We start from the raw sequence: 26310 nt of genomic DNA on the forward strand, positions 1-26310 counted from the left end.
CGGCCCGCGGCCATCGCGATCAGGAGTTCCTGAGCGCGGAAATGAGCTCGCTTTTCTTCTTCGCCGAGTAGCCCTTGAGCCCGATTTCCCTGGCCCGTTCCTTCAGCTGGGGGACCGTCCAGTCCTCGTAATCGCCCGCCTGGCCGCCCTTCCGGCCCACGGCGGAGCGGCCCCGCTTTGCGGCGGCGTTGGAGATGCGGGCGGCCTTCTGCTTGGAGGCCCCGTCCTCCAGCAGTTCCTCGTACAGTTCCGGGTCCTTGATGCTCGGGTTCCCGGAGCCGGGCGGGGGGTTCTTCTTCGTGGGCATGGCTACCTCGGCACCAGGTGTCCGGTGTTGCGGGGCTTGTCCGTGCTGACCCAGGCGATCTTCCGGTCGGGGGTCTGCTCGGTGATCCGGGCGAGGTAGTGCACGCTTGCCACGGGTTGCCTCCTCCGGACGAGTACTCAATCTGCGGCGCCCCCGGGTGGTAGTGCCGCGAATTCCAAACTATCGGCGCGGGAGCGCTGTGACAAGCACTTACTAAGGTTGCTTACCGCAGGGGAGAGGGGGCCGGTTATCTGCTCGCGTCTGTCCGCAGGCCGGCTCCCGGAGTAGTCTCGGTGCCGGGCGGGCCGCCCGCCCGAACTGTAAGGAAAGGGAAGCCATGGCAGGTAACTATGTAGCGACGTCGACCGTCACCATTGATGCTCCGCAGCCCCGGGTCTGGCAAGTGATCACGGATCCGGCGGCTGTGAAGGAATTCATGTTCGGGACGGAGTTGATGACTGACTGGAACGTGGGCGCGCCCATCGTGTGGCGTGGCGAGTGGGATGGCAAGGCCTACGAGGACAAGGGGGAGATTCTCGAATTTGCACCCGGGCAGCGCCTCGTCCACACGCATTTCAGCCCCCTTGGCGGCCAGAAGGACGCGCCGGAGAACTACCATACGTTGACCTGGACACTCGAGGACGAGGCCGGGAAGACGCGGCTCACGCTCTCGCAGGACAACAACGACACCGCTGCGGCAGCCCAGCACTCCCAAGGCATGTGGGACCAGCTCGTGGCCGGCGTCAGGAAGATCGCGGAACGGGCGTAGGTCCGCCGTCGCCAAGCACGGCTGGAACGGGTCAAATATCCCCTTAACGACCTCCGGCCGCCGTCCCGCCACAGCCCCCGGCAAGCGGGCGGAAGGCGGCACGGCGGCCGGAAGGAAGGGCTGCTATTCGGCGTCGTGATCCGTCTCGAGGATCTGCACGAGCCGCTCGAGGGCGGCGTCGGCGCCGTCGCCCTCGGCACGCAGCACCACAACTTCGCCGTGTGATGCACCAAGGCTCATCAGCGACAGGATGCTGGCGGCGTCCATGGCTTCGTCTTCCGGTTCGCCCAGCCGGGCGATGGTGATTTCGAGATCGAACTCGCCTGCAGCCTCGGCAAAGATGGCGGCCGGGCGGGCGTGCAGCCCTACGCGGCTGCCAATGGTGGCGTTACGTTCGGTCATTTCTGCTCCTTGAATATCAAAAAAGGAATGTCAGCCGGGAAATTCAGCTGGGGAAAAGTCGTCTTGACCGGGTCAGACGGTTACGGGAACCGGTTCCACCGTATCAATCGTCTTCTTGACTGCCCAGCGCTTGAGGCCGATCACGGCCAGCGCAGTGACGACGGTGCCGGCAATAATTGCGACGACGAACATCAGGAAGTTGTCGATGGCGAAGAAGACGAAGATGCCGCCGTGCGGGGCCTTCGACCCCACCCCGGCCGCCATCGAGATGGCCCCTGTCACGGCGCCGCCGAGCATGCTGGCCGGGATGACGCGCAGCGGATCCGCAGCGGCGAAGGGGATGGCGCCTTCGGAGATGAAGGAGGCACCCAGCAGCCAGGCTGCCTTGCCGTTTTCCTGTTCCGCCAGGCTGAAGAGCTTCCTGTTCAGCACTGTCGAGGCGAGTGCCATGGCCAGCGGCGGAACCATGCCCGCGGCCATTACGGCCGCCATGATCTGCCACGGCGCCTGGTTGGTCAGGGTCGCTGCGCCGAGGCCGGCGACGGCGAAGGAGTAGGCAACCTTGTTGACGGGTCCGCCGAGGTCGAAGCACATCATCAGGCCCAGGATCACACCGAGGGCGATGGCGCTGGCCCCGGTGAGGCCGGACAGCCAGCTGTTGAGCCCAACCGTAATCGCCGTGATGGGTCCACCCAGAATCACGAACATCAGGCCGGACGCGACGAGGGACGCAAGCAGCGGGATGATCACCACCGGCATCAGTCCGCGCAGCCAGCGGGCGACCTGGAGCTGGCCGATGACGTGCGCGATGTAACCGGCGAGCAGGCCGCCGACGATGCCGCCGAGGAAGCCGGCGCCCATGAAGCCGGCCACCGCACCGGCCACGAAGCCGGGGGCGATGCCAGGGCGGTCGGCGATCGCGTAGGCGATGTAACCGGCCAATGCCGGCACGAGGAAGCCGAGCGAGAGGGCACCGATCTTGAACAGCACCGCGCCGAGGTAGGCGCCGAGCGGGCCCCAGGCATTGTCCGGGAACTGGGTGGGCAGGTTGAAGATGCTGTTTTCCACCACGATGGTGTCCGCGAACTTGGTGATCAGGTAGCCGCCCATCAGGAAGCCGAGGGCGATCAGCAGACCGCCGCCCGCCACGAAGGGGATCATGTAGCTGACGCCCGTGAGCAGGGCTTTCTTGAGCTTTTGGCCGATGTGCTCGCCCTTTTCCTCGGCCTCGTGCTCGGCCTGCTCCTCGGCGCCGAAGTGCGGCACCCGGCGGGCGTTCGGGTTGTCCGCGGCGGCCAGGGCCTCTTGGACCATTTTGCCGGGCTCGTCAATACCGCGCTTCACCGGGGCGTTGATGACCGGCATGCCGGCGAAGCGCTCCTTGCCGCGGACGTCGACGTCGACGGCGAAGATGACGGCGTCGGCGGCGGCAATCACCGCCGGGTCCAGCGGCTTGGCGCCGGAGGAACCCTGGGTCTCGACCTGCAGGTCCACGCCGGCTTCCTTGGCCGCGGCCACGAGCGAATCGGCCGCCATGTAGGTGTGCGCGATGCCGGTGGGGCAGGCCGTGACGGCAACGAGGCGCCTCGGCCCCCGGGCGCCAGCCGCCCCGGCAGCGGCGGCGGGTGCTGCCGCTTCGGCGGCAGCCGCGGCAGCGTGGGCTGCCGGCTTGTCCGCCAGTGCGCCCTCGACCAGCTCGACGACTTCCGCCGGTGAGCTGGCTGCGCGCAAGGCCGCGGTGAAGTCCTTCTTGATCAGGGAGCGGGCCAGCTTGGAGAGCAGCTTGAGGTGCTCCTGGTCCGCGCCTTCGGGTGCCGCGATGAAGAAGATCAGGTCCGCGGGGCCGTCCTTCGCGCCGAAGTCGACCGGCTGGGAGAGCCGTGCCATGGCCAGGGTGGGCTCGGTGACCGCCGTCGAGCGGCAGTGCGGGATCGCGATGCCGCCGGGGACACCGGTGGCGGTCTTCTGTTCCCGGGCGAAGGCGTCGGCGAAGAGGCCTTCCACCTCGGTGGCGCGTCCGTTGGCTGCAACTTTGCCTGCCAGGTGCCGGATCACGTCCTCGGGCGAGCTGCCCAGGTTCTGGTCGAGCTCGACCAAGTCGGTGGTAATGAGCTGAGTCACTGTCAATCCTTCCGGAGGGCCGTGATGGTTACGGCATCAGGGGTGGTTTGGTGGACTGCCGGCACCGTGGAGCCCGGCAGGGAAGCGGCGGCGGCACCATGGGCCACCGCCTGTCGGAGGCAATCGGCCGGGGCGGCGCCCTGGCTGGAGGCGAGCAGGTAGCCGGCCAGCGAGGAATCGCCGGCGCCGACGGTGCTGACAGCCTTGACCGGCGGATGCGTGGCGAGCCACGCGCCGTCGGACGTTACAAGCACCGCACCCTTGGAGCCGAGGGTCGCCAGCACGGCACCCACTCCGGAACGCACGACGGCGGCGGCGGCCGCCGCGGCAGCCTCGGGGTCCGCTTCGAGTTCCTCGGCGGTCTTGCGGGTGGCGAACCCGGCTGCGGCAGCCAGTTCCGCCAGTTCCTCGGCATTGGGTTTCAACAGGTCCGGTTTCCCCGCCGCGTCGCCGGAAATTGCGGCGGCGAGCGGTTCGCCGGAGGAGTCGACGGCGATGCGCGGCGCATCGGTCCCGTCATGGATGGACCGCAGCCGCCGGGTGACGGTGGCGTAGAAGTCGGCGGGCACTCCTGGCGGGAGCGAGCCGGCCAAAACCACCCAGCTGGCGCCGCGGGAGTGGTCCAGGAGCAGCCCGATCAGGGCCTCCTGCTGGTCCTCACTCAGCACCGGGCCGGGTTCGTTGATTTTCGTCGTGACGCCGCCGGGCTCGGTCAGCGCCACGTTGCTGCGCAGCGGCTCTCCGATCGGGAGGGCCGCGAAGGGCACGTCGCCGTCCCGCAGACCGGCGAGGACCGGATCGGCCTCGGACCCGGGCAGCACGGCAAGGGTCTTCAGCCCGGACGCGACCAGGGCGCGGGAGACGTTCACTCCCTTGCCGCCGGATTCCTGCCGGACGGAGATTGCCCGCTGGACTTCCCCTCGGAGCAGGGGGCCCGGCAGTGCTACAGTGCGGTCCAGGCTCGGGTTCGCGGTCAGGGTGACGATCACGCGACCACCACCTCCACGCCGGCATCGGCAAGCGCGTCGGCCAGGGCCCGGCTTGGTTTCGTGTCAGTGATCAAGGTGTCCAGATCTTTCAACGAGGCGAACTGGACGAGCGTTTCCGCGTCCAGCTTGGAGGAATCAGCCAGCACCACAATGCGGCGCGCTGATTGGACGAAGGCAGCCTTGACGGCGGCTTCTTCCGGATCCGGTGTGCTCAGCCCGAAGGCTGCGTGGATGCCGTTGGTCCCGATGAAAGCGATGTCCGGCCGGATCCGGCGTGCCGCTTCCACCGTGGACTGGCCGACGGCGGCCTGGGTGAGTCCGCGGACCCTCCCGCCGAGCAGGTGGAGGGCGATCCCGGGTTCCCCGGACAGCTTCACTGCGATGGGCAGTGCGTGGGTGATGACGACAAGTTCGGTATGGGAACCCTGGGCGGCGCCGGCTGCCGCGCGTGCGGCCAGCAGGTCCGCGAGGGCCTCCGTGCTGGAACCGGCGTCGATCAGGACGCTGCCGGAGTGGTCCTTGGGGATCAGCGCCAGGGCGGCCTCTGCGATGCGGGTCTTTTCCGGCTGCCGCAGGACGGTCCGCTCCAGGATGCTTTCCTCGGTGGTGCTGAAGCGGTCCGGGGAGACAGCGCCGCCATGGACCCGGCGTACGCTGCCGGCCGCTTCAAGGGCGGCAAGGTCCCGGCGGATGGTCTCGGTGGTGATGCTGAAGCGATCGGCGAGGTCCGTGACGCTCGCCCGGCCGCTGGCGGAGACGAGCCCCGCAATCAGCTGTTGGCGTTCTTCGGCGAACACTGGCCCTCCCTTGCGTCAGTAGTGAGGATTCTCGTTGCAGATCCTCCGACCGCTTCCGTGATAGCCATCACATGAAGTGGAATTGATTGACTTTATCTTTGATCGTGTTGCTTTGTCAATGGAAAACAACATGAACGCAGATATTGCTTGGTGCCTCCCGGGGGACATGTCCAGTCTTCGCGCGCTGGAGTGAGCATGTTGGGACCATGTCCAGCGGCGGTCCCGAGCGCGGGACATGTGCGCTGGGCGTGCTGCGACGCGGATCCGCGCAGCGGCCGTCCGATTCCCGGGCGCATTTCCGGACAAGGCCTCGACGCTGCGCGGGATTCGGGCACGTACTCTTGAAGGGTGCATGGCGTCAGGCCTTGAAGCACGTCCGCCCTCGCACTCCCGGAGGGCCTATCAGCGGGCCTCACAGAAACACGGTTAGCAATGTCTGAATTTTCCCCCAGGATCGTTGTCACCGGGCTGGGCGCGGTGACCCCCGTCGGCGGCACGGCCGCCGAAACCTGGTCCGCACTCCTGGCCGGGCGCTCCGGAATCGCGGCCCTCGACCAGGACTGGGCGCAGGAGCTGCCCGTCCGGATGGCAGGCCGGGTCACCGTCGACGTCGCCTCGCAGCTGTCCACCCCCGAGTACAAAAGGATGGACCGGTGCGGGCAGCTGGCGCTCATTGCGGCCAGGGAGGCCTGGGCGCAGGCCGGCCGTCCGGACGCCGACCCGGAACGGCTGGCCGTGGTGATCGGCTCCGGCTACGGCGGCCTGGACACCACGCTGGAGCAAACCCGGGCGCTGGATGCCAGCGGACCCCGCAGGGTATCCCCGCACACCCTTACCCGGATCATGGCCAATGCCCCCTCCGCCTGGGTGTCCATGGAGGTGGGCGCCAAGGGCGGCGCGCGGACTCCGGTGAGCGCCTGCGCCTCCGGAGCGGAAGCCATCTCGCAGGGAGCAGACATGATCCGGGCCGGTGCCGTGGACGTGGTGATTGCCGGCGGTGTGGACTCCTGCATCAACGGCCTGATCGTCAGCGGTTTTGCCCAAATCCGGGCCTTGTCCACGCGCAACGGAGACCCGCAGTCCGCCTCCCGGCCTTTCGACCGGGAGCGGGACGGCTTCGTGCTGGCAGAAGGCGCCGGGATCCTCGTGCTGGAACGCGAAGACCATGCCCGGGCCCGCGGCGCGGAAATACTCGGCGTCGTAGCCGGGACCGCGGTGACGTCCGACGCCGTCGACATCGTGGCTGCCGATCCCGCCATGCAGCGGCGCGTGATGGAAAAGGCCATTGCGGCCGCGGGCCTTGGACCCCAGGACATCGGGCTGGTCCATGCCCACGCGACGTCCACCCCGGTGGGGGACCGGCTGGAGGCGGAAGCCATCAAGGCCGTCCTCGGCAACCAGGTGCCGGTCACGTCGACGAAGTCCCTCACCGGGCACCTTCTCGGTGGTGCCGGCGCGCTCGGCGCCGTCGTCATGGTGCAGGCATTGCGGGCCGGAACGTTCCCGGGCACGCGAAACCTTGAAGACCCGGATGAGGGGATCGACCTGAACATCATCGCGGAAACAGTCTCGGGGCTCCCGGCGACGGCGGGCATAGCAAACGCCTTTGGATTCGGCGGGCACAGCACCGCCCTGGTGATCACCGGAAGCTAGGCTTGCCCGATGGAGACAGTCGTCTGGTCGAAACCGGAACACCAACGTGCCGGAACGCCGCTGCTGGTGATGATGCACGGGTACGGGACGGACGAATCCCGGATGGCGAAACTGTTCGACAGCCTCCCGCCCGACTTCACCTGCGCCGCCCTGCGCGGCCCCAAGGTGATCGGGGACCACCACGGCTGGTTCCTGCTGGACTACTTCCTGACGCATGACTTCGCGGACGTCATCTCCTCCACCAACGCCGTCTTCAACTGGATCGAGTCGGTCAAGGCCCGGCACAGCAGCGTCAGCCTGCTGGGCTACTCGCAGGGGATGGCCATGGCGAGCACCCTGCTGCGCTTGCGGCCGGCGCAGTTCCGGGCCGTCGTCGGGCTGTCCGGTTTCGTCCTGGAGAACGAACTCCTGGCCATGAGCGAGTCCTTCGAGGCGCGTCCGCCGTTCTTCTGGGGCCGGGATAAGGACGACATGGTGATCAACGATGCTGCCACGGAACACACCGAGGAATGGCTCCATGAGCACACCCAGCTCACGGCCCGCAGCTATCCCGGAATGGGACACAGCATCTCCAAAGAGGAGCTCGTGGACGTCGGCGCCTTCCTGCGCCACTACGTGCTGCACTGACGACGCCGGCGCAGCCTCCGGAACAGGCCCGGTGTGCACCGCAAGCTCTGCGGCGGCCTTGCCGGGCCGTCCCGGCGGGCGGACGGTGTGCAGCTGCTGAATATCGCCCTCAGCGAAGCCGAAACGGCAGCCCTCCCCGCCTCGGGGCTGGCCGGCAGCGAAGCCAGTGAACCCTCCCTGACCACCGCCAATGAGCGGCTGGCTGATGGCTTTGCGGGATCTCGGTTTGTCAGCACCGAAAAACGTGTCCATCATAGGAAGAGAAGATCATCAGATGAGCCGGTTCCTGGGACCGGCCACGATCGCCCAGCCAGTAGCCGATCAGGGCGCGTTTGCGGCCAGTCTGCTGATTGAAAGACTTCAACGCTCGGGGCTTCCAAATCCCCGTCCAGCCACGTGCTGGCGACCAAACTGGTGAGCGCAAGAGCACCCGCCGCCGGCGCTGACGCCTGCGGAGGCCGCCCGGTGGCCACGACCCCTCACAGAGTCCCCGTCCACGGCGTGCCTTCACGTGCGGGCACCACTGACTTCCCGTCAAGGTCTGAAAGGACATCGATCCATGACTGAGCTTCCCAACGGCCCCGCTGCCGGCCGTGCCGACGCGATCTCCGGTGCTTCCGCCATCCTCTTTGACCTCGACGGCGTGCTGACGCCGACGGCGGTGGTGCACGAACACGCGTGGCAGGAACTCTTCGATGGCTTCCTGAAGACCGTCCCCGAGGCGCCGCGTTACCGCGAGAGCGACTACTTCGACCACATCGACGGCAAGCCCCGCTTCGACGGTGTCCGCGACTTCCTGGCCTCCCGCAACATCGTCCTGCCGGAAGGCCCGCTGGATGACGACCCGGCGCATGACACGGTGCACGGCCTGGGCAACCGCAAGAACAAGGTCTTCAACGACATCGTGGCCGCAGGTGGCGTCCAGCCGTACGAGGGCTCCGTGCGGTTCATCGAAGCCGCACAGGCCCGCGGACTCAAGCTCGCCGTCGTGTCCTCGTCCCGCAACGCCCCGGCCGTACTCCAGGCCGCCGGGCTCTCCGGCCACTTCCCGGTGGTGGTGGACGGCGTCGTCGCTGTGAGGGAAGGGCTGCCCGGCAAGCCCAACCCGGACACCTATGAGTACGCCGCCCGGCTGCTGGGCCTGCCCAGCGAGGAATGCGTCGTCGTCGAGGACGCCGTGTCCGGAGTCCAGGCCGGAAGCGCGGGGAGCTTCCACTCGGTGATCGGCGTGGACCGGGGCGCGGGCCGGCAGACCCTGCTGGACGCCGGCGCCAGCCTGGTGGTCAACGACCTCGCCGAACTGCTCTAGCCGTCCACGCCAGCCGCACCCACCACTGCAAGCGGCACGACTCTTACCCGCAGCACTTTCACCGCAATACTTTCACCGCCAAAAGGATCCCCCACCATGGCACTCATCACCTCGGACCGCGCACGGTTCCCCAACGACCCCTGGCAGCTCGTGGAGACCGTCCACCTCCCCGGCAGCGCCGGGACGCTGGAGACCTTGTTCAGCCTCGGCAACGGCCACCTGGGTATCCGCGGCGCCCACTGGGCTGCCGCCGACGCCGATCTGCCGGGCAGCTTCATCAACGGCTTCCACGAGACCTGGGACATCAAGCACGCTGAAAACGCCTACGGCTTCGCCCGCACCGGCCAGCGGATCCTCTACATTCCGGACGCCAATAACTTCACGGTGATCATCGACGGCGAGACGCTCAGCCTCGACGAGTCCACGGTGCTGGACTACCGGCGCAGCGTTGACTTCGCCACCGGCATCTACGAATGCCGGATCACCTGGCAGTGCCGCTCGGGCGCCACCGTGACCACCACGGAACGCCGCGCCGTCGGCTACGAGTCCCGCGGCACACTTGGCATCTCCCTCGAGGTGGCAGCCGACAGGGACATCTCCGCCGACGTCACATCCTCCGTGATCAACCGCCAGGACCAGCCGGTGGACGACCACTCGGCGCATGACCCGCGCCGTGCCGGTCGCCACGCCGGCCGCGTGCTGCTGCCGGTGCGCCTCGAAGGCGGCGACGGCTCACTGCGCCTCGCGTGGGAAGCTGCGGAATCCGAGCAGCGACTCGGCATGGCCGTGGACCACTGGACGTCCGCCGGGGTCCAGCCCTTCGACACCCTCGTGGACCAGGACGACAGCAGCGTCCGCTACGTCCTGGCCGTCGGCGCGGACGAGCCGTTCGTGCTGGAAAAGAGCGTCAGCTACGCCGTCGGGCAGGCCTCGACGGACCTGGCCGACGAAGCCGAAGCCGGCCTCAAGCCCCTCGGCGAGATCTTCGCCGAGAGCACGGCGTACTACCGCGATTACTGGACCACGAGCGACATCGAACTCGCCGGCCAGACCGAACTCCAGCAGGCCGTCCGCTGGAACCTCTTCCAGCTGGCGCAGGCAACGGCCTGCGCCGACGTCGCCGGCATCCCGGCCAAGGGCGTCAGCGGCTCCGGCTACGACGGGCACTACTTCTGGGACCAGGAGGTGTACCTGATGCCGTACCTGACCTACACCAGCCCCGGGAACGCCCGCCAGGTGCTCGAGTTCCGGCACAAGATGCTGCCCGAGGCCAAGATCCGCGCCGAGGAGCTCAGCGTCGGCGGCGCCCTCTTCCCGTGGCGCACCATCAACGGGCTCGAGGCCAGCGCCTACTACGCCGCCGGCACGGCCCAGTTCCACATCGCCGCCGCGATCGCCTTCGCGACCAACCGCTACATCTGGGCCAGCGGGGACACCGGCTTCCAGGACACCCTGGGCTCCGAGCTGCTGATCGAGACCGCCAGGATGTGGGTCTCGCTCGGCTTCTTCGGCAAGGACGGACTGTTCCACATCCACGGCGTCACCGGCCCCGACGAGTACACCGCGGTCGTCAATGACAACCTGTACACAAACGTCATGGCGCGCTTCAACCTGCGTGCCGCCGCGGCGCTGGACCACCCGGAGATCGGCGACGCCGAACGCCAGCTCTGGGAGCAGGCCGCCAACCGCATGCAGCTGCCCTACGACGAGGACCTGCAGGTCCACTCGCAGGACAACGACTTCATGACCCTGGAGCCGTGGGACTGGAGCACGCCGCGGTCCAAGTACCCGCTGCTGCTGAACTTCCACCCACTGGTGATCTACCGGCACCAGGTGCTCAAGCAGGCCGACACCGTGCTGGCCATGTTCCTGCAGTGGCAGGACTTCACGGCCGAGGAAAAGCGCCGCGCCTTCGACTTCTATGACCCGATCACCACCGGCGACTCCACCCTGTCCGCCTGCGTCCAGGGCATCATGGCGGCCGAGGTCGGTTACGGCAAGGCCGCGCTGGACCACTTCACCCATGCGCTCTTCATCGACCTGGACGACACCCACGGCAACACGATCGACGGCGTCCACATCGCCTCCACCGGCGGCGTGTGGAGCTCGCTGGTCAGCGGCTTCGCCGGCCTGCGCGACCAGGGCACGGTGCCGTACTTCGATCCGCGCCTGCCCGCCGAATGGGACGGACTGTCCTTCTGCCTGTTGATCCAGGGCCGGCTGCTGCGCATCGGCCTGGAGCAGGGCTCCCTCAGCCTGACCGTCCGGGAGGGCGCACCGCTCGACGTCGACGTGCGCGGGGAGTTGCTGACCGTGGGCGGAGACCCCGTCCGGGTACCGCTGGCGCCCGTCGCGGCCCCCGAACCGACCATCTTCCCCAGCGGTCTCCCGACGGCGTCGATCCCGGTGGTGCGCGCGGCGGTCTGAGTCGCCGTCAAAGCAGCGCGGGGTCACTTAACGCCCGCCCCGGGGACATGGGCGTTAAGTGACCCCGCGTTGTTTCGGACCGGACTGCCCTGGACCGGAGGCTTCGGCAGGGGCCGTGGCATCCGCGACGTCGTCGCCCCGGTCCAGGGGATGGGCCAGTTCGTCGGCGGGCATCCTGGCCACCACCATGGCGACGACGGCCATGACGGGGCACACGGTCCCGGCCACGAGGAAGATGAGCCACACCGGCAGCACCTCCGCGGCCGGTCCGGCGAGGGCCATGGAGACCGGCATGAGGGCCAGCGAGACGAAGAAGTCCAGGCTCGAGACGCGGCCCAGCAGATGCGGCGGCACCCGGCGCTGCAACAGAGTCCCCCAGATCACCATGCCGACGCCGCCGGTGGCACCGAAGATGAACAGGGCGGCCGCCAGGGCCCAGAAGCTGTCCATGATGCCGACGGCGGCGATCGGCAGGCTGCCGGCGCCCCAGGACACCATCATCACGCTGAGGTAGCGGCGCGGGAGCGGAAACGAGGCGGTGGCCAGCGACGCTACGGCGCCTCCGACGCCCATGACGGCGAGCAGGAAACCGAACATGCGCGAGTCGCCGCCGAGCTGGTCCCGGACCACAAACGGGACCAGGACCTCGATGGGGCCGATCAGGAACAGCACGGAAATGCAGGCCCAGAGCAGGGTCCACAGCAGCCAGGGCGTCCGGACGGTATAGCTGACGCCCTCGCGGAGATCGCGGAGCAGGGCGGTCTTGGCCCGGGTCTGGACAGCGTCTGCGGCCTTGCTGCTCCCTGTGCCCGGCGCCTCTGGCCGTGGCTGGCTGCGGAGGAAGTTCAGGATTGAAAATGCCAGGAGATGGCAGACGGCAACACCGGTGACGGCATGCGAGGGTGACAGGGCTGCCACCAGGATGCCTCCCACTGCCGGTCCCGCGGCCTGCTGCAGGATCGGTCGCATCGTCCCCTCCATGCCGTTGGCCGCCAGCAGGTCCTCGGCGGGCAGGATCCGCGGCAAAATGGCGGAGTAGGCGGGGAAGAAGAAGGCGGCGCCGACGCCGAGCACAAAGGCCCCGAGCGCCAGGTGCCAGAGCTGGAGCCAGCCCGCCATGGCCAGCCCGCTGACCGTCGCAATCACGGCCAGGTTGGCGCCCTCCACGGCGATGATCAGGAGCCGCTGTGGCAGCCGGTCCGCCGCGACGCCGCCGGCCAGGACAAACGCCACGAGGCCCACGCTGCCCGCCGCGGCCACCAGGGAAAGTTCCAGCGGGCCGCCGCCGAGGTGGATCACCTCGTAGACCATCGCAACGGCCCACATCCCGGAGCCGAAGATGGAGATGGCCAGTGCCGTGATCAGCACCCGGTATTCCCGGTGCGCGAAAGGCCGGAGGGCTCTCAGTGAGCGCATGGATTTAGTCTAAACGCGTGCCCGCGCCCGGGAGCGGCGGACTTCGGCCGCGACGGACGATACCGGGAAGGCCCAGGGCGTGGCGGGCCGGCTGGACACCGGCATAGTTCATCATTTCCGGAAAGTTTCATGGGCGGGCGACCGAGGTGAGATTTCACGCCCAAGATCGGACGGGACATCGGCGCGAAATGTCACCTCGACGGCGGCCGACGGCGGGCTGTGGCCTAGTGTTAAGATACGCACCGACTGTTCCGGTTCCGACGAGAGGCGATGATGGCCAAGCGCAGCAACCCGGCAATGAAGATGGCCCAGAAGACCGCCCACAACGCGATGTTCGACGCCGAGGGCAAGCCCAAGCCAGGGGTCCACAACGTGCTCCTGCGCGCCGTCGAGATCCAGCGCCCCCTCGTGCTGGCAAACCTCCGGCGCCTGCAGAAGAGGCACCCGCACGCCACGGCGGCCCAGCTCGCCGCGAAGCTGGAACGCGACTATCTCGTCGCCGTCACCGGCGGAGGGGCGCTCGTGGGCGGATCCGCCGTGGTCCCGGGCGTCGGAACAATCGCCGCCCTGGGCCTTTCGGCCGCCGCAACCGTGGGTTTCCTTGAGGCCACCGCACTCTTCGCCACCTCGCTCGCCGAACTGCACGGCGTGCGGATGGTGGACCCGGAGAAGGCCAGCGCTTTGGTCATGGCCATCATGCTCGGCGAAGAGGGCACCGCACTGCTCAGCTCGCTGAGCGGCCAGGCCGCCGGGCAGGGCAAGGGCCCCACCCAGGCCTGGGGCTCCCTCTTTGCACGCCGCGTCCCGCTGGCCGGCCTCGGCCCGGTGCGCGAGCGGATCCAGACGATGTTCCTCCGGAGCCTGCTGAAACGCCAGGGTACGGCCCTGCTGGGCCGGGCGCTGCCGTTCGGCGTCGGGGCCGTGGTGGGCGGCGTCGGCAACCGCCTGATGGGACGCGCCGTCGTCGCCAACGCCAAGGAAGCGTTCGGATCCATGCCGGACACCATCCCGGGCGAACTGCGGGCCATCGCAAAAACCACCGGGCCGGACGCGCTCCGCACTACCGGCCCGGACCCTCTCGACGACACCGCACCGGACACCGCACCGGACTCCGGCCCGGGCGCCCCCACTGGCGACGGCAGCCGGAAAGACTCTGCTAACGAAGGCGGCAACTTTTGGATCTGAACGCTGACCTGGGGGAGTCCTTCGGGACCTGGACCATGGGCGACGACGCCGCCGTGTTCCCGCTCGTCACAAGCGCCAGCGTGGCCTGTGGCCTGCACGCCGGTGACCCCGTGACGATGCTGGACACCTGCCGGGCGGCCTACGAGCTCGACGTCCGGGTGGGTGCCCACATCGGCTACCCGGACCTCGTCGGCTTCGGCCTCCGGTCCCTGGACATGTCCTTCGACGATCTCTTCGGGACGGTGCTGTACCAGCTCGGCGCGCTGGACGGGGTGGCCCACGCCGTCGGGGCTTCGGTTGACTACGTCAAAATGCATGGCGCCCTCTACGACCGGACGGTGCTCGACGCCGAGCAGGCGTCCGCGGTGATCGCTGCCATCCAGGCCTACGACCCGGGGCTGCCGGTTCTCGGCTTCCCCGGCTCCGCCCTGCTAGCGATCGCAACGGAAGCCGGCCACCCCGTCTTCTCCGAAGCCTTCGCCGACCGCGCCTACCTCCCGGACGGCACCCTCATGCCGCGCTCGCAGGAAGGAGCCCGGCTGCACGACGAGGGACAGATCGCCGAGCGGGCCGTGCGGCTTGCCACCAAGGGCGAAGTCGAGGCGGTCGACGGCACCGTGCTCCGGATCGAACCGCACTCGCTGCGCGTACCCGGGGACGCGCCCGGTTCCGCGGGCACGGCCACCGCGATCCGTGCCGCGCTGGAGTCCGCCGGCGTCGAACTGGAGAGTTTCGCCTGAGCTGCTGCAGGATTCCCGCCGGGTCGGCAGTCGCCGGCCGGCACCTGCCTTGCTGACGGGTCTCTCCTCGCCTGGTCATCGCGGGCTCGGATCCGGCCCCGTACTGTCAGTCGGTGCCGGCGCGGCTGGCGTTACTTGGCATGGCCATTGCCGTATTACGCCGGGGACATCGCAGCGCTGGTTCTCGCGTTAGCCCTGGTGTCGAGGTGGCGGCCGGATCCGCGGGCGCGGCGGCGCGTCGGGCGGCAGAAGGCCCTTTGGGGTTCGGACTGAAAGTGAGTGCGGAGCCCCGGGATCCTGTGCTGTCAGCCCGGTATGGTGTGCTCGGGGCTGGTGGCGTAACCCAGGATGTGGGCGACCGCAGGGGCCAGGGGATGGACCGCGAAGCCGAAGCGCCGGCTGTCCCGGATGGTGAACCCGGCTGCAGCGATAGAACTGAGGGTATCCCGGTTGGGGTGCCTCCGGCGATTCGCTGCCATGCCGGGGTGAGCAGGTCTTCGGCCGTGGCGAGCAGGCGATGGGCGGAGCGGACGTGTTCGGAATCGTTGCCGATGCCCATGGTGTCCCCTCTTTCGTTAGGTTTCGTCTGATCTGTCCCTGCCCCCGGCGGCGGCCGGGGGTGTGTTTCAATTCTCGGAAGTTCCGGCGCCGCTCAGGGCGGCCAAGGCTGCGCGGAGTCTGGCGTCGGCGTCGTCGGCGTCGTTGGCGACGTCCCGGATGGACGGACTGTCGCTGAGCTGGACCATGGTCCGCGGGTCGATGGCCTGGATGGGCTTGCCGCGGCGCACGACGGCGTTGCAGGGCAGAAGCGCGCGGGCTGTGTCTCAGGCGAGGGACAGGAAGAGCTTTTCGAGGTCCTTCTTGTCCATGCTGGGGTCTTCGCTTCTGAGGCACTGCTCCAGGCCGGTGGCGATGATCGCGAACCCTGCCCGGTCCAGCGCCTTCGAAACGGCGGCGAGCTGGGTAACGATGTCCTTGCAGTCGCGGCCTTCCTCCAGCATCCGGGTGACTGCGGCGAGCTGGCCCTGGGCACGCTTGAGCCTGTTCACGACGGGGGTCAGTTCTGATGAATCAAGTTGCATGGGATCTCCAAATCACGGGGTGTCTGTCCAAAATTCTATACCCCCGGGGGTGTGTTGACTACCCCCGGGGGTATCTGTAATACTCGGTGGGGTATCCGGCTGTAGCCAGTAGTTGTCTCGAAAGGACATCCATGACCTCCTCTTCCACGCAAGCTTCGGCATTCCCGGCAGTGACCGCACTGGACCCGGAAACGCTTCACGGCTGGTCCCGGGACCACGAGGACCTGCTCGTGATTGACGTGCGGTCCGGCGCCGAGTTCGAGTCCCTGCATATCCGCGGCTCCTACAACGTGCCCCTTCCGCTGCTCGCCGAGCACACCGGCGAACTGGCTTCCCGGCTGGGCAGCCGCGTCGTGCTGGTCTGCCAGTCCGGAGTCCGCGCCGAACAGGCCCGCCAGCGTCTGGGCGCCGCGGGCATCGACACCGCCTACGTCCTCACCGGCGGGGTTCCGGGATTCGCCGCCGCCGGCGGCGACGTCGTCCGGGGCAAGGGGCGCTGGGACATGGAGCGCCAGGTCCGCCTCGCCGCGGGCTCGCTCGTGGTTCTGGGCCTGGCCGGCGGCCGGTTCGTCTCCCCGAAGGTGAGGATGCTGGCGGGCGCGATCGGCGCCGGCCTGACTTTCTCGGCCGCAACCAACACCTGCGCCATGGGCAAGGCGTTGTCCGCGATGCCGTGGAACAGGGCCGCCACGGAACCCACCCGCGAAAGCGCTATCCTGTCCCTGCCCGGAGCAGGCGGGCGCACCGGACCGGCACAGACGGCATGATTCCGGCCCTGGTTCTGGGGCTTGTCGTCGGAATCGTGCTGGGCGTGGTCGGGGGCGGCGGATCGATCATTGCCGTCCCCGCCCTGGTCTATGGCGTGGGCCTGAGTCCCGCCGAGGCCATCCCCACCTCGCTGCTGGTCGTGGGCTTCTCCTCGCTGGCGGCCCTGGTCCCCCGGATCCGCCAGGGCCTGAACTGGCCGGTCATCCTGCTGGTCGGCGCCGCCGGCATCCCGTCCGCCTGGGCGGGCGCGGCGGTGGGCCGGCTGCTGGATCCGAACATCCTGATGCTCGCCTTCGCGGCCATCATGGTGATCGCCGGAATCCGAATGCTCTCCCACACCGCCGAAACCGAGGGCTCCTGCAGCACAGGCCCGAACCGCGCCTTCCGCTCCTGCGCCCCCAAGGCCATCGCCGTGGGCCTGCTGGTCGGGTTCCTCACCGGGCTCCTGGGTGTCGGCGGCGGATTCCTCCTCACCCCGGCACTGACCCTCTTTCTGGGACTACGGATGAGACAGGCCGTCGGGTCATCACTGGCGATCATCGTGCTCAACTCCGCCTCCGGCTTCAGCGCCCACGCCGCAGGCTTCACGATCGACTGGCCCACCGTGCTGGCCTTCGCCGTCCCCGCCGTCGTCGGCTCCCTGGTAGCGGCCCGCTTTGCCCGCCTCCTCAAGGACAGCCACATCCGCATATCGTTCGCCGTGCTCATCTTCGTCGCCGCCGCCGGGGTGACCGCAAGCACCGTCCTCACCCTGACAAGCACCAACCGGTACAGCGCCGCCAAGGAGATCACCCATGGGACTCATCAGCTCCCTCAAGAACGCATTCACCAAACCGCTTAGGACCATTTCCGTGGCCGAAGCCAAGGAGCTGCTGGCCTCCGGCGCGGCGCTGATCGACGTCCGCTCCGCCCAGGAATGGCGGACCGGGCGTGCGCCCCAGGCCAAGCATGTGCCCCTGGACCGGCTGCAGACCAGCACCACAGGCATCCAAAAAACCCGGCCCGTGATCGCCATGTGCCAGTCCGGCAGCGCCCAGGCCACCCAACAGCAGGCCTACCCCCGCTAAAAAAGAAGAGGCACTGGACCCGGCATACCCCGGCCCGCCCTCAAACCCTCAGCGGCCCGGGAACCGCACTCTTTGCGGCCTACCCCCGGGGCATTTGAATTGTAGTCAGCAGACGGAGGAAAGGTTCCACCCCGCCTTCCACCGCCCTCACGAAGGAGAGCACCATGCTCATCGAGCGCATTTACGACGAAGATCTCGCCCAGGCCAGCTTCCTCATCGGCTGCCAAAGCAAAGGCGAGGCGGTCGTCGTCGACGCCCGCCGGGACGTAGCGGTCTACCGCGCCCTCGCCGCGGCCAACGGCATGAAGATCGTGGCCGTCACCGAGACCCACATCCACGCGGACTACCTCTCCGGCACGCGGGAACTGGCGGCCGCGACCGGGGCCACGGTCTACGTCTCGGGAGAGGGTGGACCGGACTGGCAGTACAAATTCGACGGCGAACGCCTGCACGACGGCGACAGGATCACCATCGGCAACATCAGCATCCAGGCCCTGCACACCCCCGGCCACACGCCCGAACACCTGTCCTTCCTCGTCACCGACGGCGCGTTCAGCGACAAGCCCGGCTACCTGCTCTCCGGAGACTTCGTCTTCTCCGGAGACCTGGGCCGCCCGGACCTGCTGGACGAAGCGGCCGGCGGCGTCGACACCCGCTTCGAAGGCGCCAAGCAGCTCTTCGCCAGCCTCCGGAACAAGTTCCTGACCCTGCCCGACTACGTCCAGGTCCACCCCGGACACGGAGCCGGCAGCGCCTGCGGCAAGGCCCTCGGCGCTATCCCCTCCTCCACCGTCGGCTACGAACGGCTCTACGCCTGGTGGGGCCCCTACCTGACCGCTAACGACGAGCAGGGATTCATCGACGAGCTCCTCAACGGCCAGCCCGAGGCCCATGCCTACTTCGGGCGAATGAAGCGCCAGAACCGGCGGGGCCCGGCCATCATGGGCGAACGCGCCCCGCTGGCAGAGCTCGACCCCGCGACCGTCACTGCCCGGCTTGCCGCCGACGCCGTGACCTTCGTTGACACCCGCCCCAACAACGACGTGCACAAGGGGACCGTGGCCGGAGCCCTGAACATCCCGGCAGGCAAGAGCACCGCCAGTTTCGGCGCCTGGGCCATCGATCCGGAGCGCGACAGCCGCCCGCTCGTGCTGCTGGCAGCAGACCAGGAGCAGGCACATGAAATCTGGGATCACCTGGTACGGGTCGGCATCGACAAAGTGAACGGCTACGTGACCAGCCTCCAGGGCCTGCCTGCCAGCACACCGCAGCTAATCCAGCCCGAAGAACTCGAGGGCTTCGATATGGCCCTCCTGCTGGACGTCCGCGCCAGGACCGAGCACACCGCCGGACACATCCCCGGCTCCCGCCATCTGAACGGCGGCCGCGTGCTGTGGAACTTGGACCAGCTGCCCGGCGCCGGCACCATCGTGTCCTACTGCCAGAGTGGGGTCCGGAACTCCGTCGTGGCCAGTACCTTGCGCCGCGAAGGCTACGACGTCGTCGAACTCGACGGCAGCTACGCCGTCTGGGCCGCGCGGCAGGACGCCCCGGCCCCGGCCCGCTAACCGACGGCAGCACCACAAACAGATATCCACCAGCTTCAAACAGATATCCACCAGCTTCGGCGGTGGTTCAGGACACCGGACCGCCGCCGATGACGGCTGCCGACGCCTCCGACGCTTCAGGTGCCGGGAAGCGGCACCGGCCCCCGGAACACAAAAAGCCAGGAGCGGCTCATCCATGCCTCTTGACAACCGGACCTACATATCAGCCGAACACCAGGTGGGCCACGGTGAAGATGGCCAGCCCGGCGAGGGCGCCCACCACGGTGCCGTTGATCCGGATGAACTGCAGATCCCTGCCGACCTGGAGCTCGATCTTCTGCGAGGTTTCCTCGGCGTCCCAGCGGCCCACGGTATCGGTGATCACGCCGGCGATGTCAGAGCGGTAGGTCTTCACGAGGTAGCCCGCGGCGTCGCCAATCCACTTGTTCACCTTGCCGGCCAGCTCGGGATCGACCACCAGCCGGGTGCCGAAATCGTGCACGGCCGCCTTGAACCTGACGGTCAGCTCGCTGTGCGGATCGTCGACGGCGGTGAGCAGCGCCGCCTTGACCGTGCCCCAGGTGCGGGAGGCGAGTTCCCGGACCTCCGGGTCGCCGAGCACTTGGGCCTTGATGCCCTCGGCACGGGCGATCATGACCGGGTCATGCTGCAGGTCCTGCGCGAGTTCCTGGAGGTATTTGTCGATGGACTTCCGGACCTGGTGCTGCGGATCGGACTGCACCGCGCGGGTGAACTTCAGGATCTCCACGTAGACCTTGTCTCCCACGAGCCCGTCCACGAACGTGGGCACCCACGTCGGAGAACGGTCGGTGACGAGCCTGCTGACGGTCTCGTGGTTGTCCCGCACCCAGTCCACCGTGCGGTCAACGAGCAGGTCCACGAGCGCGTGGTGGTGCCCGTCGTCGAGGATCCGTTGCGCGAGCCGGCCCACCGGAGGTCCCCACGGCGGAGTGAGCAGATGTTTGCGGACCATGCCCTCGATCACGGCCTGGACGTCGTCGTCGTTCAACACCGTGAACGCGCCGCGGATGACGGCGGCACCTTCCTTGGCGACGCGCTCGGCGCCGCCGGGCCCGGACAGCCAGGCGCCCGCCTTGCGGGCGATGTCCACGGAGGCCAGCTTCTCCTGGACCACCTTCTCGGAGAGGAAATTGGTCTCCACGAATTCGCCCAGCGAGGCGCCGATCTGGTCCTTGCGGCGCGGAATGATGGCGGTGTGCGGGATCTTGAGACCCATCGGGTACTTGAACAGGGCCGTGACGGCGAACCAGTCGGCGAGGGCGCCCACCATGCCGCCCTCGGCTGCCGCCCGGACGTATTCGAGCCACGGATACTGCTTCTGCAGGGCGAAGGCCGCCACGAAGATGACGGCCATGACGATCAGCAGCGACACCGCCAGCAGCTTCATCTTCCGCAGCGCCACGGCCTTCTCGGCGTCGGCCGCGTTGAGCCGGTGTTCGACGGCGGCGCCGGACCCGGGCCGGGCGGATCGATCAGTGTTCACCTGCATGTGCCCAGCCTAGCCGTGCTTGAGGCAGGCCCGGTCCGCTAACGTGGCACCATGACGACTGACGAGTGCCGCGCCGCCCGTCCGCTGGTCTACGCGCACCGGGGCTCCAGCGAAGCCTTCGCCGAGCACACCCGCGCCGCCTACCTGCAGGCCATCGCCGAGGGCGCGGACGGTGTCGAGTGCGACGTCCACCTGACCCGGGACCAGCACGCCGTGCTGCTGCACGACGCCAACCTGGACCGCACCTCGGATGGCACCGGGCCCGTCGCGGACCGGACCCTCCAAGAGCTCCGCCGGCTGGATTTCTCCTCCTGGCGGGGCGCCAGGATTCCCGCCGAATACGGTGGTGTATCGACCCAGTTCCTGACCCTTCCCGAGCTGCTGGACATCCTCCGGGAGGTGGACCGGGAGATCGGCCTCGCGATCGAGCTCAAGCACCCGAGCCCCTACCAGCTCAAGCTCGAAGACCGCGTCCTCGAGGTCCTGAGGGCCGAGGGGTGGAATCCCGATACGTCGATGCTGGGCAACATCAAGGTGTCCTTCATGAGCTTCAGCCCGGATGCGGTGAAGCACCTGCTCAAGTCCGTACCGGCTGAGGCCGTCTGCCAGCTCATCGACGACATCGACGTGGAGGAAATCCGCGAAGAACTCGGCCTCGGGGCGCTCACCGGCGGTGCGCTGGCAAATGTCATGAAGGCGGCCCAGACCGAGGGAGGGCGGATTCTGGACGACTGCGAGGTCGGCATGGCCGGACCCGGCATCGACTACGTCCGCAAGCACTCGCGGACCGTCCGGCGCTGGCTCGACTCCGGACGACGGTTCCGGGTCTGGACCGTGGACTCGGACAACGACGTCGCCCTCTGCCAGGGTCTGGGCATCCAGGAGATCACCACGAACAGGCCGGCGCAGGTCCTCGCCCAGCTCTCGGCGGGCAGCCAGCGGCTTCGCTGAGTGCCGGCGCCCGGGCTCAGGCGGCGAGGTCCCGGCGCCGCCAGCCGAGGTAGCCGAGGGCGGCAAGCACCGCAGCGGCTGCCGTGAGGCCGGCCAGCTCACCCATCGAGCCGGACCCCACGGGGAGCAGCGGGGAATGCCGGAACGGGGAAAGATCCATCAGCCATTGGGGTGCGTTCCAGAGCACGCCGAACTCGCCTAGTGCGACGAAGGCGAACAGCAGCCCCCAGACAGCGCCGGCGAATCTCGGCGCCCAACCGAACACGGTCAGGGCGGCGCTCGTCATGACCCAGGCCGCCGGGATCTGGGCCAGGGCAGCCGCCGTGGACCGGCCCAGCTGGTCGACGTCCAGGAGGACGGAGGCGGCTCCGGCGCCGATGGACAGCCCGGCGAGCAGCATCAGGGCGCTGACTCCCGCCAGGGCAGCCGCATAGTGGCTGCTCGCCCAGCGGACGCGGGTGGTGGCGGTGCCGAGGAGAGCTTCGGTATGGCCTGCGGCCTCCTCGCTGCGCAGGTGGTTCGCTGCGGACACGCCATAGACGGCTGCGAGGAGCCCCATGATGCTGATCTCGGCGGCGAGGAAAGCATCGTTAAGGGCCTGCCGCCCGCCCAGCTGCGTGATCAGGTCCTGGGCAGTGGGGGAACTCAGAAGCTCCGCCACGTTCCCGACCAGCGAGCCGATCACCACGCCGAAGAGCACGAACGCCACGGCCCAGGCAACCCAGATCCGCAGCTGCAAGCGGACCGCCAGGTCCCAGACACCGGACAAGGAGCCACGGACCGGCCCCGGGCCCGCCTCGCGGAGGCCGGAGCCAAGGTCGCGCCGGGCCCGGAGGGCGCGGGCTGCCGGCACCAGCACTACGGTCAGGGCCAGCGGGAGGGCCAGCACCCACCAGTGATCCCCGGCGAAGGCCCGGACCTGCTGGTTCCAACCGATGGGGGAGAGCCAGGCCAATACCGAAGGTCCCGGTTCGGCGAGGTCGCCGACGGCGCGAAGGGCGTAGGTGACGGAGACGACGCCGATGCCAAGGCCGGTGGCGGCCCGGGCGCTCGCGGTCAGCTGGGCCGTCACCCCGGCGACGGCGCTGAAGGCCATCCCGGTGGCGGCCCAGCCCAGCCCGAACACCATTGACCCGGTTGCCGGGAGGCCGCCGGCAATCAGCGCGGCGGCGGAGAGCAGCCCGAGGGCCAGGCTGGCACCGAAGCTGATCGCCAGGGCGGACACGAGCGGGGCATCGCGGCCGAGCCTGCCGCCGCCGAGCAGCTCCAGGCGCCCGCTCTCCTCGTCGGCGCGGGTATGCCGGACCGTCAGAATCACCATGAGGACAGCCAGGATGGCCGTCATGAAGGCGGTGTATTTGATCAGCGAGAGCGCCCCGAGCGAGGACGGATCATAGATCCGTCCGAACATCGCCACCATCGAGGCCGTGGCGTTCAGGGCAGTAGCGGCCTCGACGCGGCTGGCGACTTCCGGATAAAGCTCGGCGCCGGCCGCCGCCGTCGAATAGGCGATCAGGGCAAAACCGAGGATCCAGACCGGCAGCAGCCAGCGGTCCCGCCGCAGTGCAAGCCGGATGAGCTCACCGGTCCCGGCCAGCGTCTCACGCATCGCCGGACCGGCCCGTTCCCGAGCCAGCGGTTCCTGAACCTACGGTTCCCGGGCCAGCGGTCCCTGAACCTACGGTTCCCGGGCCTGCGGTTCCTGAACCGGAAACTCCCGCCCCGGCGGCGGCACCGTAGTGCCGCAGGAACACGTCCTCCAGCGTCGGCGGCTGGCTCGTGAGTGACTGCAGGCCCGCCGCGGTCAACGCCTGCATGAGCTGGTTCAGCCCGGAGGGCTCCACCTGGGCGTTGATCCGGTGGCTGGTGACCACGACGTCGTGGACTCCCGGCAGGAGGTCGAGGCCTTGAGGCACGGTTGCGACGTCGGCGGTGACGGACGTCCGGGTCAGGTGCCGCAGCTGCTGCAGCGGGCCGGTCTCCACCACGCGGCCGGCGCGGATGATGCTGACCCGGTCCGAGAGCGCCTCAGCTTCACTCAGGATGTGGCTGCTCAGCAGCACGGTGCGCCCCCGGGCGCGCAGTTCGCGGACGAAGCCGCGGAAGGCGTCCTCCATCAGCGGATCCAGTCCGCTGGTGGGCTCATCGAGGAGGAAGAGTTCGGCGTCGGTGGCGAGCGCGGCGACGAGGGCCACCTTTTGCCGGTTGCCCTTGGAGTAGGTGCGCGATTTCTTGCCCGGATCCAACTCGAAGAGCTCCAGCAGCCGGTCCCGCCGGACCCGGTCCTGGCCGCCCTGCAGCCGGCCGAGCAAATCGATCACCTCGCCGCCGGTCAGGTTCGGCCAGAGGGCGACGTCACCGGGGACGTAGGCGAGCCGGCGGTGCAGCGACGCCACCTCGCGCCAGGGGTCCATACCCAGCACCCGGATGGAGCCTGCATTGGCATGCAGCAGCCCCAGAAGCAGCCGCAGGGTGGTCGACTTCCCGGCTCCGTTGGGGCCGAGGAATCCGTGCACCTCGCCCGCGACGACCTCGAAATCCAGGCCGTCGAGGGCAGTCACAGTTCCGAAACGCTTTACGACGCCGGTCATCTCCACGACACTGCTCATAGTCAACAAGGTACGCCGCATCGGGGCGCGGGACCCCGGCCCTAAGACCCGTCCGCGGAGCACTCGCGGTTTCAGCGGGGTCCGTGGCTGTGATTGAGTTGTTGCATGCCATTTCGCTGGTCCGGCCGGGCCACCCAGACGCTTGCCGCGGCTGCCCTGAGCGCGTTGCTGCTGGCCAGCGCCGGAAAGCACTTCCGGGAGCCGGAGTTCTTTGACCAGGTGGTTCCGGACTTCCTTTGCCGCGACGACTCCGGTGCCGGGCCCAACGGTCCGCTGGCCGTGCTGTCCCGGCAGGAATGGGTTGCCGTGTGCGGGCTGCTGGAAGCCGGCGCCGCCGTCGGACTCCTGATCCCGGCCACGCGCCCGGCGACGGCCGGCTGCGTCACCGCCCTGTTCACGCTCTTTCTGGCCGGGCACGTCGACGCCCTGCGCCGGGCCTATGGACCGGACGGCACGCCCCGCCAGCGCCGGGTCCACGCACTGCGCCTCCCGCTGCAGGCACCGCTGATGGCCTGGGCCTGGAGCCCCACGAAGCCGGGGGCCGGCCAACCGGCCCTGCCGAAAACCGTCCCGGGGCGGCGGCCATGAAGTTCCTGCAGTCCCCGGCCGTGCGGGTGGGGCTCTCGATCAGCATCGCCACGGGCCTCTATGGCGTGTCTTTTGGTGCCTTGTCGGTCACCTCGGGGTTCGACTTCTGGCAGACCATGGCCCTGAGCCTGCTGCTCTTCAGCGGCGGTTCGCAGTTCGCCTTCATCGGCGTGGTGGCCGGAGGCGGCTCCGGCGTCGCCGCGATGGGGGCGGCCACGCTGCTGGGCATGCGCAACGGGATTTACGGCATGCAGATCAACGCCCTGCTCCGGCCACGCGGCTGGCTCAGGTTCGCCGCCGCCCACGTGACGATCGACGAGTCCACCGCCACCAGCACCGGGCAGACGGATCCGATCGAACAGAGGCGCGGCTTCTGGACGGCAGGCCTCGGCATCTTCGTGTTGTGGAACGTGTTCACCGCGGTCGGCGCGCTCGCGGGAGCCGCCCTGGGCGACCCCAAGCAGTGGGGTCTCGACGGCGCCGCGGTGGCGGCGTTCCTGGGCCTGCTCTGGCCGCGGCTGAAGGGCCGCGAACCGGTGGCGATCGCCGTCGTGTGCGCGCTGGCCACGGTGCTTGCCGTCCCGTTCGTGCCCGCCGGGGTGCCGATCCTGGTGGCCGCCGTGGTGGCAGCGGGAATCGGCTGGCTGAGCCACGGCCGCAGTGACGAAGGCCTGGAACCGGATGTGGATCCCTATGCGGCGCATCACCCCGCCCACCCCTCTTCCCGTCCCTCTTCCCGTCCCTCAGGGGATACCCCATGAGCCTGTGGCTGTGGCTGCTCCTCGCCTGCCTGCTGGGCTATGCCTGGAAATTGCTCGGCTATCTGGTTCCCGCCAGCCTGCTCCGCGATCCCCGGATGTCCAGGATCGCCGGCACCATGACCATCGGGCTGCTGGCATCCCTGACCATCGTGAACGCGGTGGCTTCGGGCCAGTCGTTGGCGCTGGACGCCCGGCTGGGGGCGCTGGCGGCGGCCGGCGTCGCCTTGTGTTTCCGGGCGCCGTTCCTTGTGGTGGTCCTCGCCGGTGCCGGCGCCGCCGCCGGGCTTCGGCTGCTGGGCTGGAGCTAGCAGGGCCGCCGCATACCGCCGTCGTACCGGGCCGTAACGGTCTTTAGTCCCTACTTACCCCGGATGCCCCATGGGAGCATTCGAATATGAGCGACAACGACGTTCCGGAGCGGGGTGCAGCCGGTAAGGGGCAGCACCCCAAACCGCACGAGCCTCATGTCCCCCCGGGAGCTGAGTCCACCCGGGAACTGCGCGAGATGGCACGCCGCCGCCGCGAGGCCGAGGAGAAGCTGCAACACCATCTCCAGGAAGCCAAAGAGAAGCCGGCGGAGGACTGAAGCGGAGAATCCGGCTTTCGGAGCGCAGGACCAGGGCCGCCATGATGACATCGTCGGCGTAGCCGATCACGGGCAGGA

26 protein-coding genes and 2 pseudogenes are annotated in these 26310 nt (G+C 68.7%); 17 read left to right on the forward strand and 11 right to left on the reverse strand.

Annotated features, from left to right (window positions below; translation table 11 throughout):
• Positions 1-19: 19 nt before the first annotated feature.
• Complete coding sequence (locus ACQCSU_RS13175) at positions 20-307, reverse strand: DUF7218 family protein (protein WP_426975759.1); 288 nt, start codon at positions 305-307, stop codon at positions 20-22.
• 337 nt (positions 308-644) lie between these two features.
• Between ACQCSU_RS13175 and ACQCSU_RS13180 the strand changes: the two genes are divergently transcribed.
• Positions 645-1076, forward strand: coding sequence for an SRPBCC domain-containing protein (locus tag ACQCSU_RS13180; RefSeq protein WP_426975760.1), 432 nt, complete (start codon positions 645-647; stop codon positions 1074-1076).
• A 123-nt stretch (positions 1077-1199) separates the two neighbouring features.
• Here the strand turns inward: ACQCSU_RS13180 and ACQCSU_RS13185 are convergent, their stop codons facing one another.
• The 4 genes from ACQCSU_RS13185 to ACQCSU_RS13200 form a co-directional block, all read right to left on the reverse strand.
• Positions 1200-1478, reverse strand: a complete 279-nt coding sequence (locus ACQCSU_RS13185; RefSeq protein WP_354245651.1) for an HPr family phosphocarrier protein — start codon at positions 1476-1478, stop codon at positions 1200-1202.
• 72 nt (positions 1479-1550) lie between these two features.
• Positions 1551-3599: a PTS fructose transporter subunit IIABC gene (locus tag ACQCSU_RS13190; RefSeq protein WP_426975761.1), complete on the reverse strand. Its 2049-nt coding sequence runs from the start codon at positions 3597-3599 to the stop codon at positions 1551-1553.
• Between the two features lie 2 nt (positions 3600-3601).
• Positions 3602-4588 (reverse strand): 1-phosphofructokinase family hexose kinase, encoded by a 987-nt coding sequence (locus ACQCSU_RS13195; RefSeq protein ID WP_426975762.1) that lies wholly within the window; start codon positions 4586-4588, stop codon positions 3602-3604.
• Positions 4585-5385 carry a DeoR/GlpR family DNA-binding transcription regulator gene (locus ACQCSU_RS13200; protein ID WP_426975763.1) on the reverse strand — a complete coding sequence of 267 codons (801 nt, stop codon included), beginning with the start codon at positions 5383-5385 and terminating at the stop codon, positions 4585-4587. Before ACQCSU_RS13200 ends, ACQCSU_RS13195 begins: the two co-directional genes overlap by 4 nt.
• Positions 5386-5817: 432 nt before the next feature.
• Here ACQCSU_RS13200 and ACQCSU_RS13205 point away from each other — a divergent pair, with 432 nt between their 5' ends.
• The 5 genes from ACQCSU_RS13205 to ACQCSU_RS13225 all read left to right on the forward strand — a co-directional run bounded on the left by ACQCSU_RS13205 (position 5818) and on the right by ACQCSU_RS13225 (position 11401).
• Positions 5818-7038, forward strand: a complete 1221-nt coding sequence (locus tag ACQCSU_RS13205; RefSeq protein ID WP_426975764.1) for a beta-ketoacyl-[acyl-carrier-protein] synthase family protein — start codon at positions 5818-5820, stop codon at positions 7036-7038.
• A 9-nt stretch (positions 7039-7047) separates the two neighbouring features.
• On the forward strand, positions 7048-7665 hold the full coding sequence (locus tag ACQCSU_RS13210) for an alpha/beta hydrolase (RefSeq protein ID WP_426975765.1): 618 nt from the start codon (positions 7048-7050) through the stop codon (positions 7663-7665).
• Positions 7666-7870: 205 nt separating this feature from the next.
• Entirely contained in the window at positions 7871-8083 is a 213-nt protein-coding gene (locus ACQCSU_RS13215) for a hypothetical protein (protein ID WP_426979789.1), read from the forward strand.
• Between the two features lie 141 nt (positions 8084-8224).
• Positions 8225-8974 (forward strand): HAD family hydrolase, encoded by a 750-nt coding sequence (locus tag ACQCSU_RS13220; protein ID WP_426975766.1) that lies wholly within the window; start codon positions 8225-8227, stop codon positions 8972-8974.
• Positions 8975-9070: 96 nt separating this feature from the next.
• Positions 9071-11401, forward strand: coding sequence for a glycoside hydrolase family 65 protein (locus ACQCSU_RS13225; protein ID WP_426975767.1), 2331 nt, complete (start codon positions 9071-9073; stop codon positions 11399-11401).
• 54 nt (positions 11402-11455) lie between these two features.
• Here the strand turns inward: ACQCSU_RS13225 and ACQCSU_RS13230 are convergent, their stop codons facing one another.
• Positions 11456-12817 carry an MFS transporter gene (locus ACQCSU_RS13230; protein WP_426975768.1) on the reverse strand — a complete coding sequence of 454 codons (1362 nt, stop codon included), beginning with the start codon at positions 12815-12817 and terminating at the stop codon, positions 11456-11458.
• Positions 12818-13090: 273 nt separating this feature from the next.
• Between ACQCSU_RS13230 and ACQCSU_RS13235 the strand changes: the two genes are divergently transcribed.
• Positions 13091-14002 carry a hypothetical protein gene (locus ACQCSU_RS13235; protein ID WP_426979790.1) on the forward strand — a complete coding sequence of 304 codons (912 nt, stop codon included), beginning with the start codon at positions 13091-13093 and terminating at the stop codon, positions 14000-14002.
• Entirely contained in the window at positions 13993-14742 is a 750-nt protein-coding gene (locus tag ACQCSU_RS13240) for a LamB/YcsF family protein (protein ID WP_426975769.1), read from the forward strand. The genes ACQCSU_RS13235 and ACQCSU_RS13240 overlap by 10 nt, the downstream gene beginning before the upstream one ends.
• 626 nt (positions 14743-15368) lie before the next feature.
• On the opposite strand, the pseudogene ACQCSU_RS13245 reads toward ACQCSU_RS13240, so the two are convergent.
• Positions 15369-15554: pseudogene (locus tag ACQCSU_RS13245) on the reverse strand (DUF302 domain-containing protein); the annotation flags it as partial.
• Positions 15555-15566: 12 nt separating this feature from the next.
• On the reverse strand, positions 15567-15824 hold the full coding sequence (locus ACQCSU_RS13250) for a metal-sensitive transcriptional regulator (RefSeq protein WP_426975770.1): 258 nt from the start codon (positions 15822-15824) through the stop codon (positions 15567-15569).
• 131 nt (positions 15825-15955) lie between these two features.
• On the opposite strand from ACQCSU_RS13250, the gene ACQCSU_RS13255 reads away from it, so the two are divergent.
• The 4 genes and pseudogenes from ACQCSU_RS13255 (at position 15956) to ACQCSU_RS13270 (ending at position 19227) form a co-directional block, all read left to right on the forward strand.
• On the forward strand, positions 15956-16591 hold the full coding sequence (locus tag ACQCSU_RS13255) for a rhodanese-like domain-containing protein (RefSeq protein ID WP_426975771.1): 636 nt from the start codon (positions 15956-15958) through the stop codon (positions 16589-16591).
• Positions 16588-17433, forward strand: a complete 846-nt coding sequence (locus tag ACQCSU_RS13260; protein ID WP_426975772.1) for a sulfite exporter TauE/SafE family protein — start codon at positions 16588-16590, stop codon at positions 17431-17433. Before ACQCSU_RS13255 ends, ACQCSU_RS13260 begins: the two co-directional genes overlap by 4 nt.
• Positions 17387-17635: pseudogene (locus ACQCSU_RS13265) on the forward strand (rhodanese-like domain-containing protein); the annotation flags it as partial. The gene ACQCSU_RS13260 and the pseudogene ACQCSU_RS13265, both read left to right, overlap by 47 nt.
• A gap of 188 nt (positions 17636-17823) precedes the next feature.
• Entirely contained in the window at positions 17824-19227 is a 1404-nt protein-coding gene (locus tag ACQCSU_RS13270) for an MBL fold metallo-hydrolase (protein ID WP_426975773.1), read from the forward strand.
• A 202-nt stretch (positions 19228-19429) separates the two neighbouring features.
• On the opposite strand, the gene ACQCSU_RS13275 is transcribed toward ACQCSU_RS13270, so the two are convergent.
• Positions 19430-20737 carry a DUF445 domain-containing protein gene (locus tag ACQCSU_RS13275; protein WP_426975774.1) on the reverse strand — a complete coding sequence of 436 codons (1308 nt, stop codon included), beginning with the start codon at positions 20735-20737 and terminating at the stop codon, positions 19430-19432.
• A 51-nt stretch (positions 20738-20788) separates the two neighbouring features.
• On the opposite strand from ACQCSU_RS13275, the gene ACQCSU_RS13280 reads away from it, so the two are divergent.
• A complete protein-coding gene (locus ACQCSU_RS13280; RefSeq protein ID WP_426975775.1) occupies positions 20789-21688 on the forward strand; it encodes a glycerophosphodiester phosphodiesterase in 900 nt (299 codons plus the stop codon).
• 16 nt (positions 21689-21704) lie between these two features.
• Here the strand turns inward: ACQCSU_RS13280 and ACQCSU_RS13285 are convergent, their stop codons facing one another.
• Complete coding sequence (locus ACQCSU_RS13285; protein ID WP_426975776.1) at positions 21705-23297, reverse strand: ABC transporter permease; 1593 nt, start codon at positions 23295-23297, stop codon at positions 21705-21707.
• The gene (locus tag ACQCSU_RS13290; protein ID WP_426975777.1) at positions 23290-24297 is read right to left on the reverse strand and encodes an ATP-binding cassette domain-containing protein; all 1008 of its coding nucleotides are present in this window, start codon (positions 24295-24297) and stop codon (positions 23290-23292) included. Before ACQCSU_RS13290 ends, ACQCSU_RS13285 begins: the two co-directional genes overlap by 8 nt.
• Positions 24298-24402: 105 nt before the next feature.
• Here ACQCSU_RS13290 and ACQCSU_RS13295 point away from each other — a divergent pair, with 105 nt between their 5' ends.
• The 4 genes from ACQCSU_RS13295 to ACQCSU_RS13310 all read left to right on the forward strand — a co-directional run bounded on the left by ACQCSU_RS13295 (position 24403) and on the right by ACQCSU_RS13310 (position 26232).
• Positions 24403-24885, forward strand: coding sequence for a DoxX family protein (locus ACQCSU_RS13295; RefSeq protein ID WP_426975778.1), 483 nt, complete (start codon positions 24403-24405; stop codon positions 24883-24885).
• A complete protein-coding gene (locus ACQCSU_RS13300) occupies positions 24882-25646 on the forward strand; it encodes an AzlC family ABC transporter permease (protein WP_426975779.1) in 765 nt (254 codons plus the stop codon). The genes ACQCSU_RS13295 and ACQCSU_RS13300 overlap by 4 nt, the downstream gene beginning before the upstream one ends.
• The gene (locus ACQCSU_RS13305; protein WP_426975780.1) at positions 25643-25954 is read left to right on the forward strand and encodes an AzlD domain-containing protein; all 312 of its coding nucleotides are present in this window, start codon (positions 25643-25645) and stop codon (positions 25952-25954) included. Before ACQCSU_RS13300 ends, ACQCSU_RS13305 begins: the two co-directional genes overlap by 4 nt.
• A gap of 86 nt (positions 25955-26040) precedes the next feature.
• Entirely contained in the window at positions 26041-26232 is a 192-nt protein-coding gene (locus ACQCSU_RS13310) for a hypothetical protein (RefSeq protein ID WP_426979928.1), read from the forward strand.
• Positions 26233-26310 lie beyond the last annotated feature (78 nt).

This window comes from Pseudarthrobacter sp. O4 (assembly GCF_050157025.1).
In the GTDB taxonomy this organism is placed as follows: domain Bacteria; phylum Actinomycetota; class Actinomycetes; order Actinomycetales; family Micrococcaceae; genus Arthrobacter.

What these genes read in the sequence shown, in the direction of transcription:
- ACQCSU_RS13175 (WP_426975759.1), bottom strand. Translation starts at nt 307, where the DNA reads ATGCCCACGAAGAAGAACCCCCCGCCCGGCTCCGGGAACCCGAGCATC.
- ACQCSU_RS13180 (WP_426975760.1), top strand. Translation starts at nt 645, where the DNA reads ATGGCAGGTAACTATGTAGCGACGTCGACCGTCACCATTGATGCTCCG.
- ACQCSU_RS13185 (WP_354245651.1), bottom strand. Translation starts at nt 1,478, where the DNA reads ATGACCGAACGTAACGCCACCATTGGCAGCCGCGTAGGGCTGCACGCC.
- ACQCSU_RS13205 (WP_426975764.1), top strand. Translation starts at nt 5,818, where the DNA reads ATGTCTGAATTTTCCCCCAGGATCGTTGTCACCGGGCTGGGCGCGGTG.
- ACQCSU_RS13210 (WP_426975765.1), top strand. Translation starts at nt 7,048, where the DNA reads ATGGAGACAGTCGTCTGGTCGAAACCGGAACACCAACGTGCCGGAACG.
- ACQCSU_RS13215 (WP_426979789.1), top strand. Translation starts at nt 7,871, where the DNA reads ATGGCTTTGCGGGATCTCGGTTTGTCAGCACCGAAAAACGTGTCCATC.
- ACQCSU_RS13220 (WP_426975766.1), top strand. Translation starts at nt 8,225, where the DNA reads ATGACTGAGCTTCCCAACGGCCCCGCTGCCGGCCGTGCCGACGCGATC.
- ACQCSU_RS13225 (WP_426975767.1), top strand. Translation starts at nt 9,071, where the DNA reads ATGGCACTCATCACCTCGGACCGCGCACGGTTCCCCAACGACCCCTGG.
- ACQCSU_RS13230 (WP_426975768.1), bottom strand. Translation starts at nt 12,817, where the DNA reads ATGCGCTCACTGAGAGCCCTCCGGCCTTTCGCGCACCGGGAATACCGG.
- ACQCSU_RS13235 (WP_426979790.1), top strand. Translation starts at nt 13,091, where the DNA reads ATGGCCAAGCGCAGCAACCCGGCAATGAAGATGGCCCAGAAGACCGCC.
- ACQCSU_RS13250 (WP_426975770.1), bottom strand. Translation starts at nt 15,824, where the DNA reads ATGCAACTTGATTCATCAGAACTGACCCCCGTCGTGAACAGGCTCAAG.
- ACQCSU_RS13255 (WP_426975771.1), top strand. Translation starts at nt 15,956, where the DNA reads ATGACCTCCTCTTCCACGCAAGCTTCGGCATTCCCGGCAGTGACCGCA.
- ACQCSU_RS13260 (WP_426975772.1), top strand. Translation starts at nt 16,588, where the DNA reads ATGATTCCGGCCCTGGTTCTGGGGCTTGTCGTCGGAATCGTGCTGGGC.
- ACQCSU_RS13270 (WP_426975773.1), top strand. Translation starts at nt 17,824, where the DNA reads ATGCTCATCGAGCGCATTTACGACGAAGATCTCGCCCAGGCCAGCTTC.
- ACQCSU_RS13275 (WP_426975774.1), bottom strand. Translation starts at nt 20,737, where the DNA reads ATGCAGGTGAACACTGATCGATCCGCCCGGCCCGGGTCCGGCGCCGCC.
- ACQCSU_RS13280 (WP_426975775.1), top strand. Translation starts at nt 20,789, where the DNA reads ATGACGACTGACGAGTGCCGCGCCGCCCGTCCGCTGGTCTACGCGCAC.
- ACQCSU_RS13285 (WP_426975776.1), bottom strand. Translation starts at nt 23,297, where the DNA reads ATGCGTGAGACGCTGGCCGGGACCGGTGAGCTCATCCGGCTTGCACTG.
- ACQCSU_RS13290 (WP_426975777.1), bottom strand. Translation starts at nt 24,297, where the DNA reads ATGAGCAGTGTCGTGGAGATGACCGGCGTCGTAAAGCGTTTCGGAACT.
- ACQCSU_RS13295 (WP_426975778.1), top strand. Translation starts at nt 24,403, where the DNA reads ATGCCATTTCGCTGGTCCGGCCGGGCCACCCAGACGCTTGCCGCGGCT.
- ACQCSU_RS13300 (WP_426975779.1), top strand. Translation starts at nt 24,882, where the DNA reads ATGAAGTTCCTGCAGTCCCCGGCCGTGCGGGTGGGGCTCTCGATCAGC.
- ACQCSU_RS13305 (WP_426975780.1), top strand. Translation starts at nt 25,643, where the DNA reads ATGAGCCTGTGGCTGTGGCTGCTCCTCGCCTGCCTGCTGGGCTATGCC.
- ACQCSU_RS13310 (WP_426979928.1), top strand. Translation starts at nt 26,041, where the DNA reads ATGAGCGACAACGACGTTCCGGAGCGGGGTGCAGCCGGTAAGGGGCAG.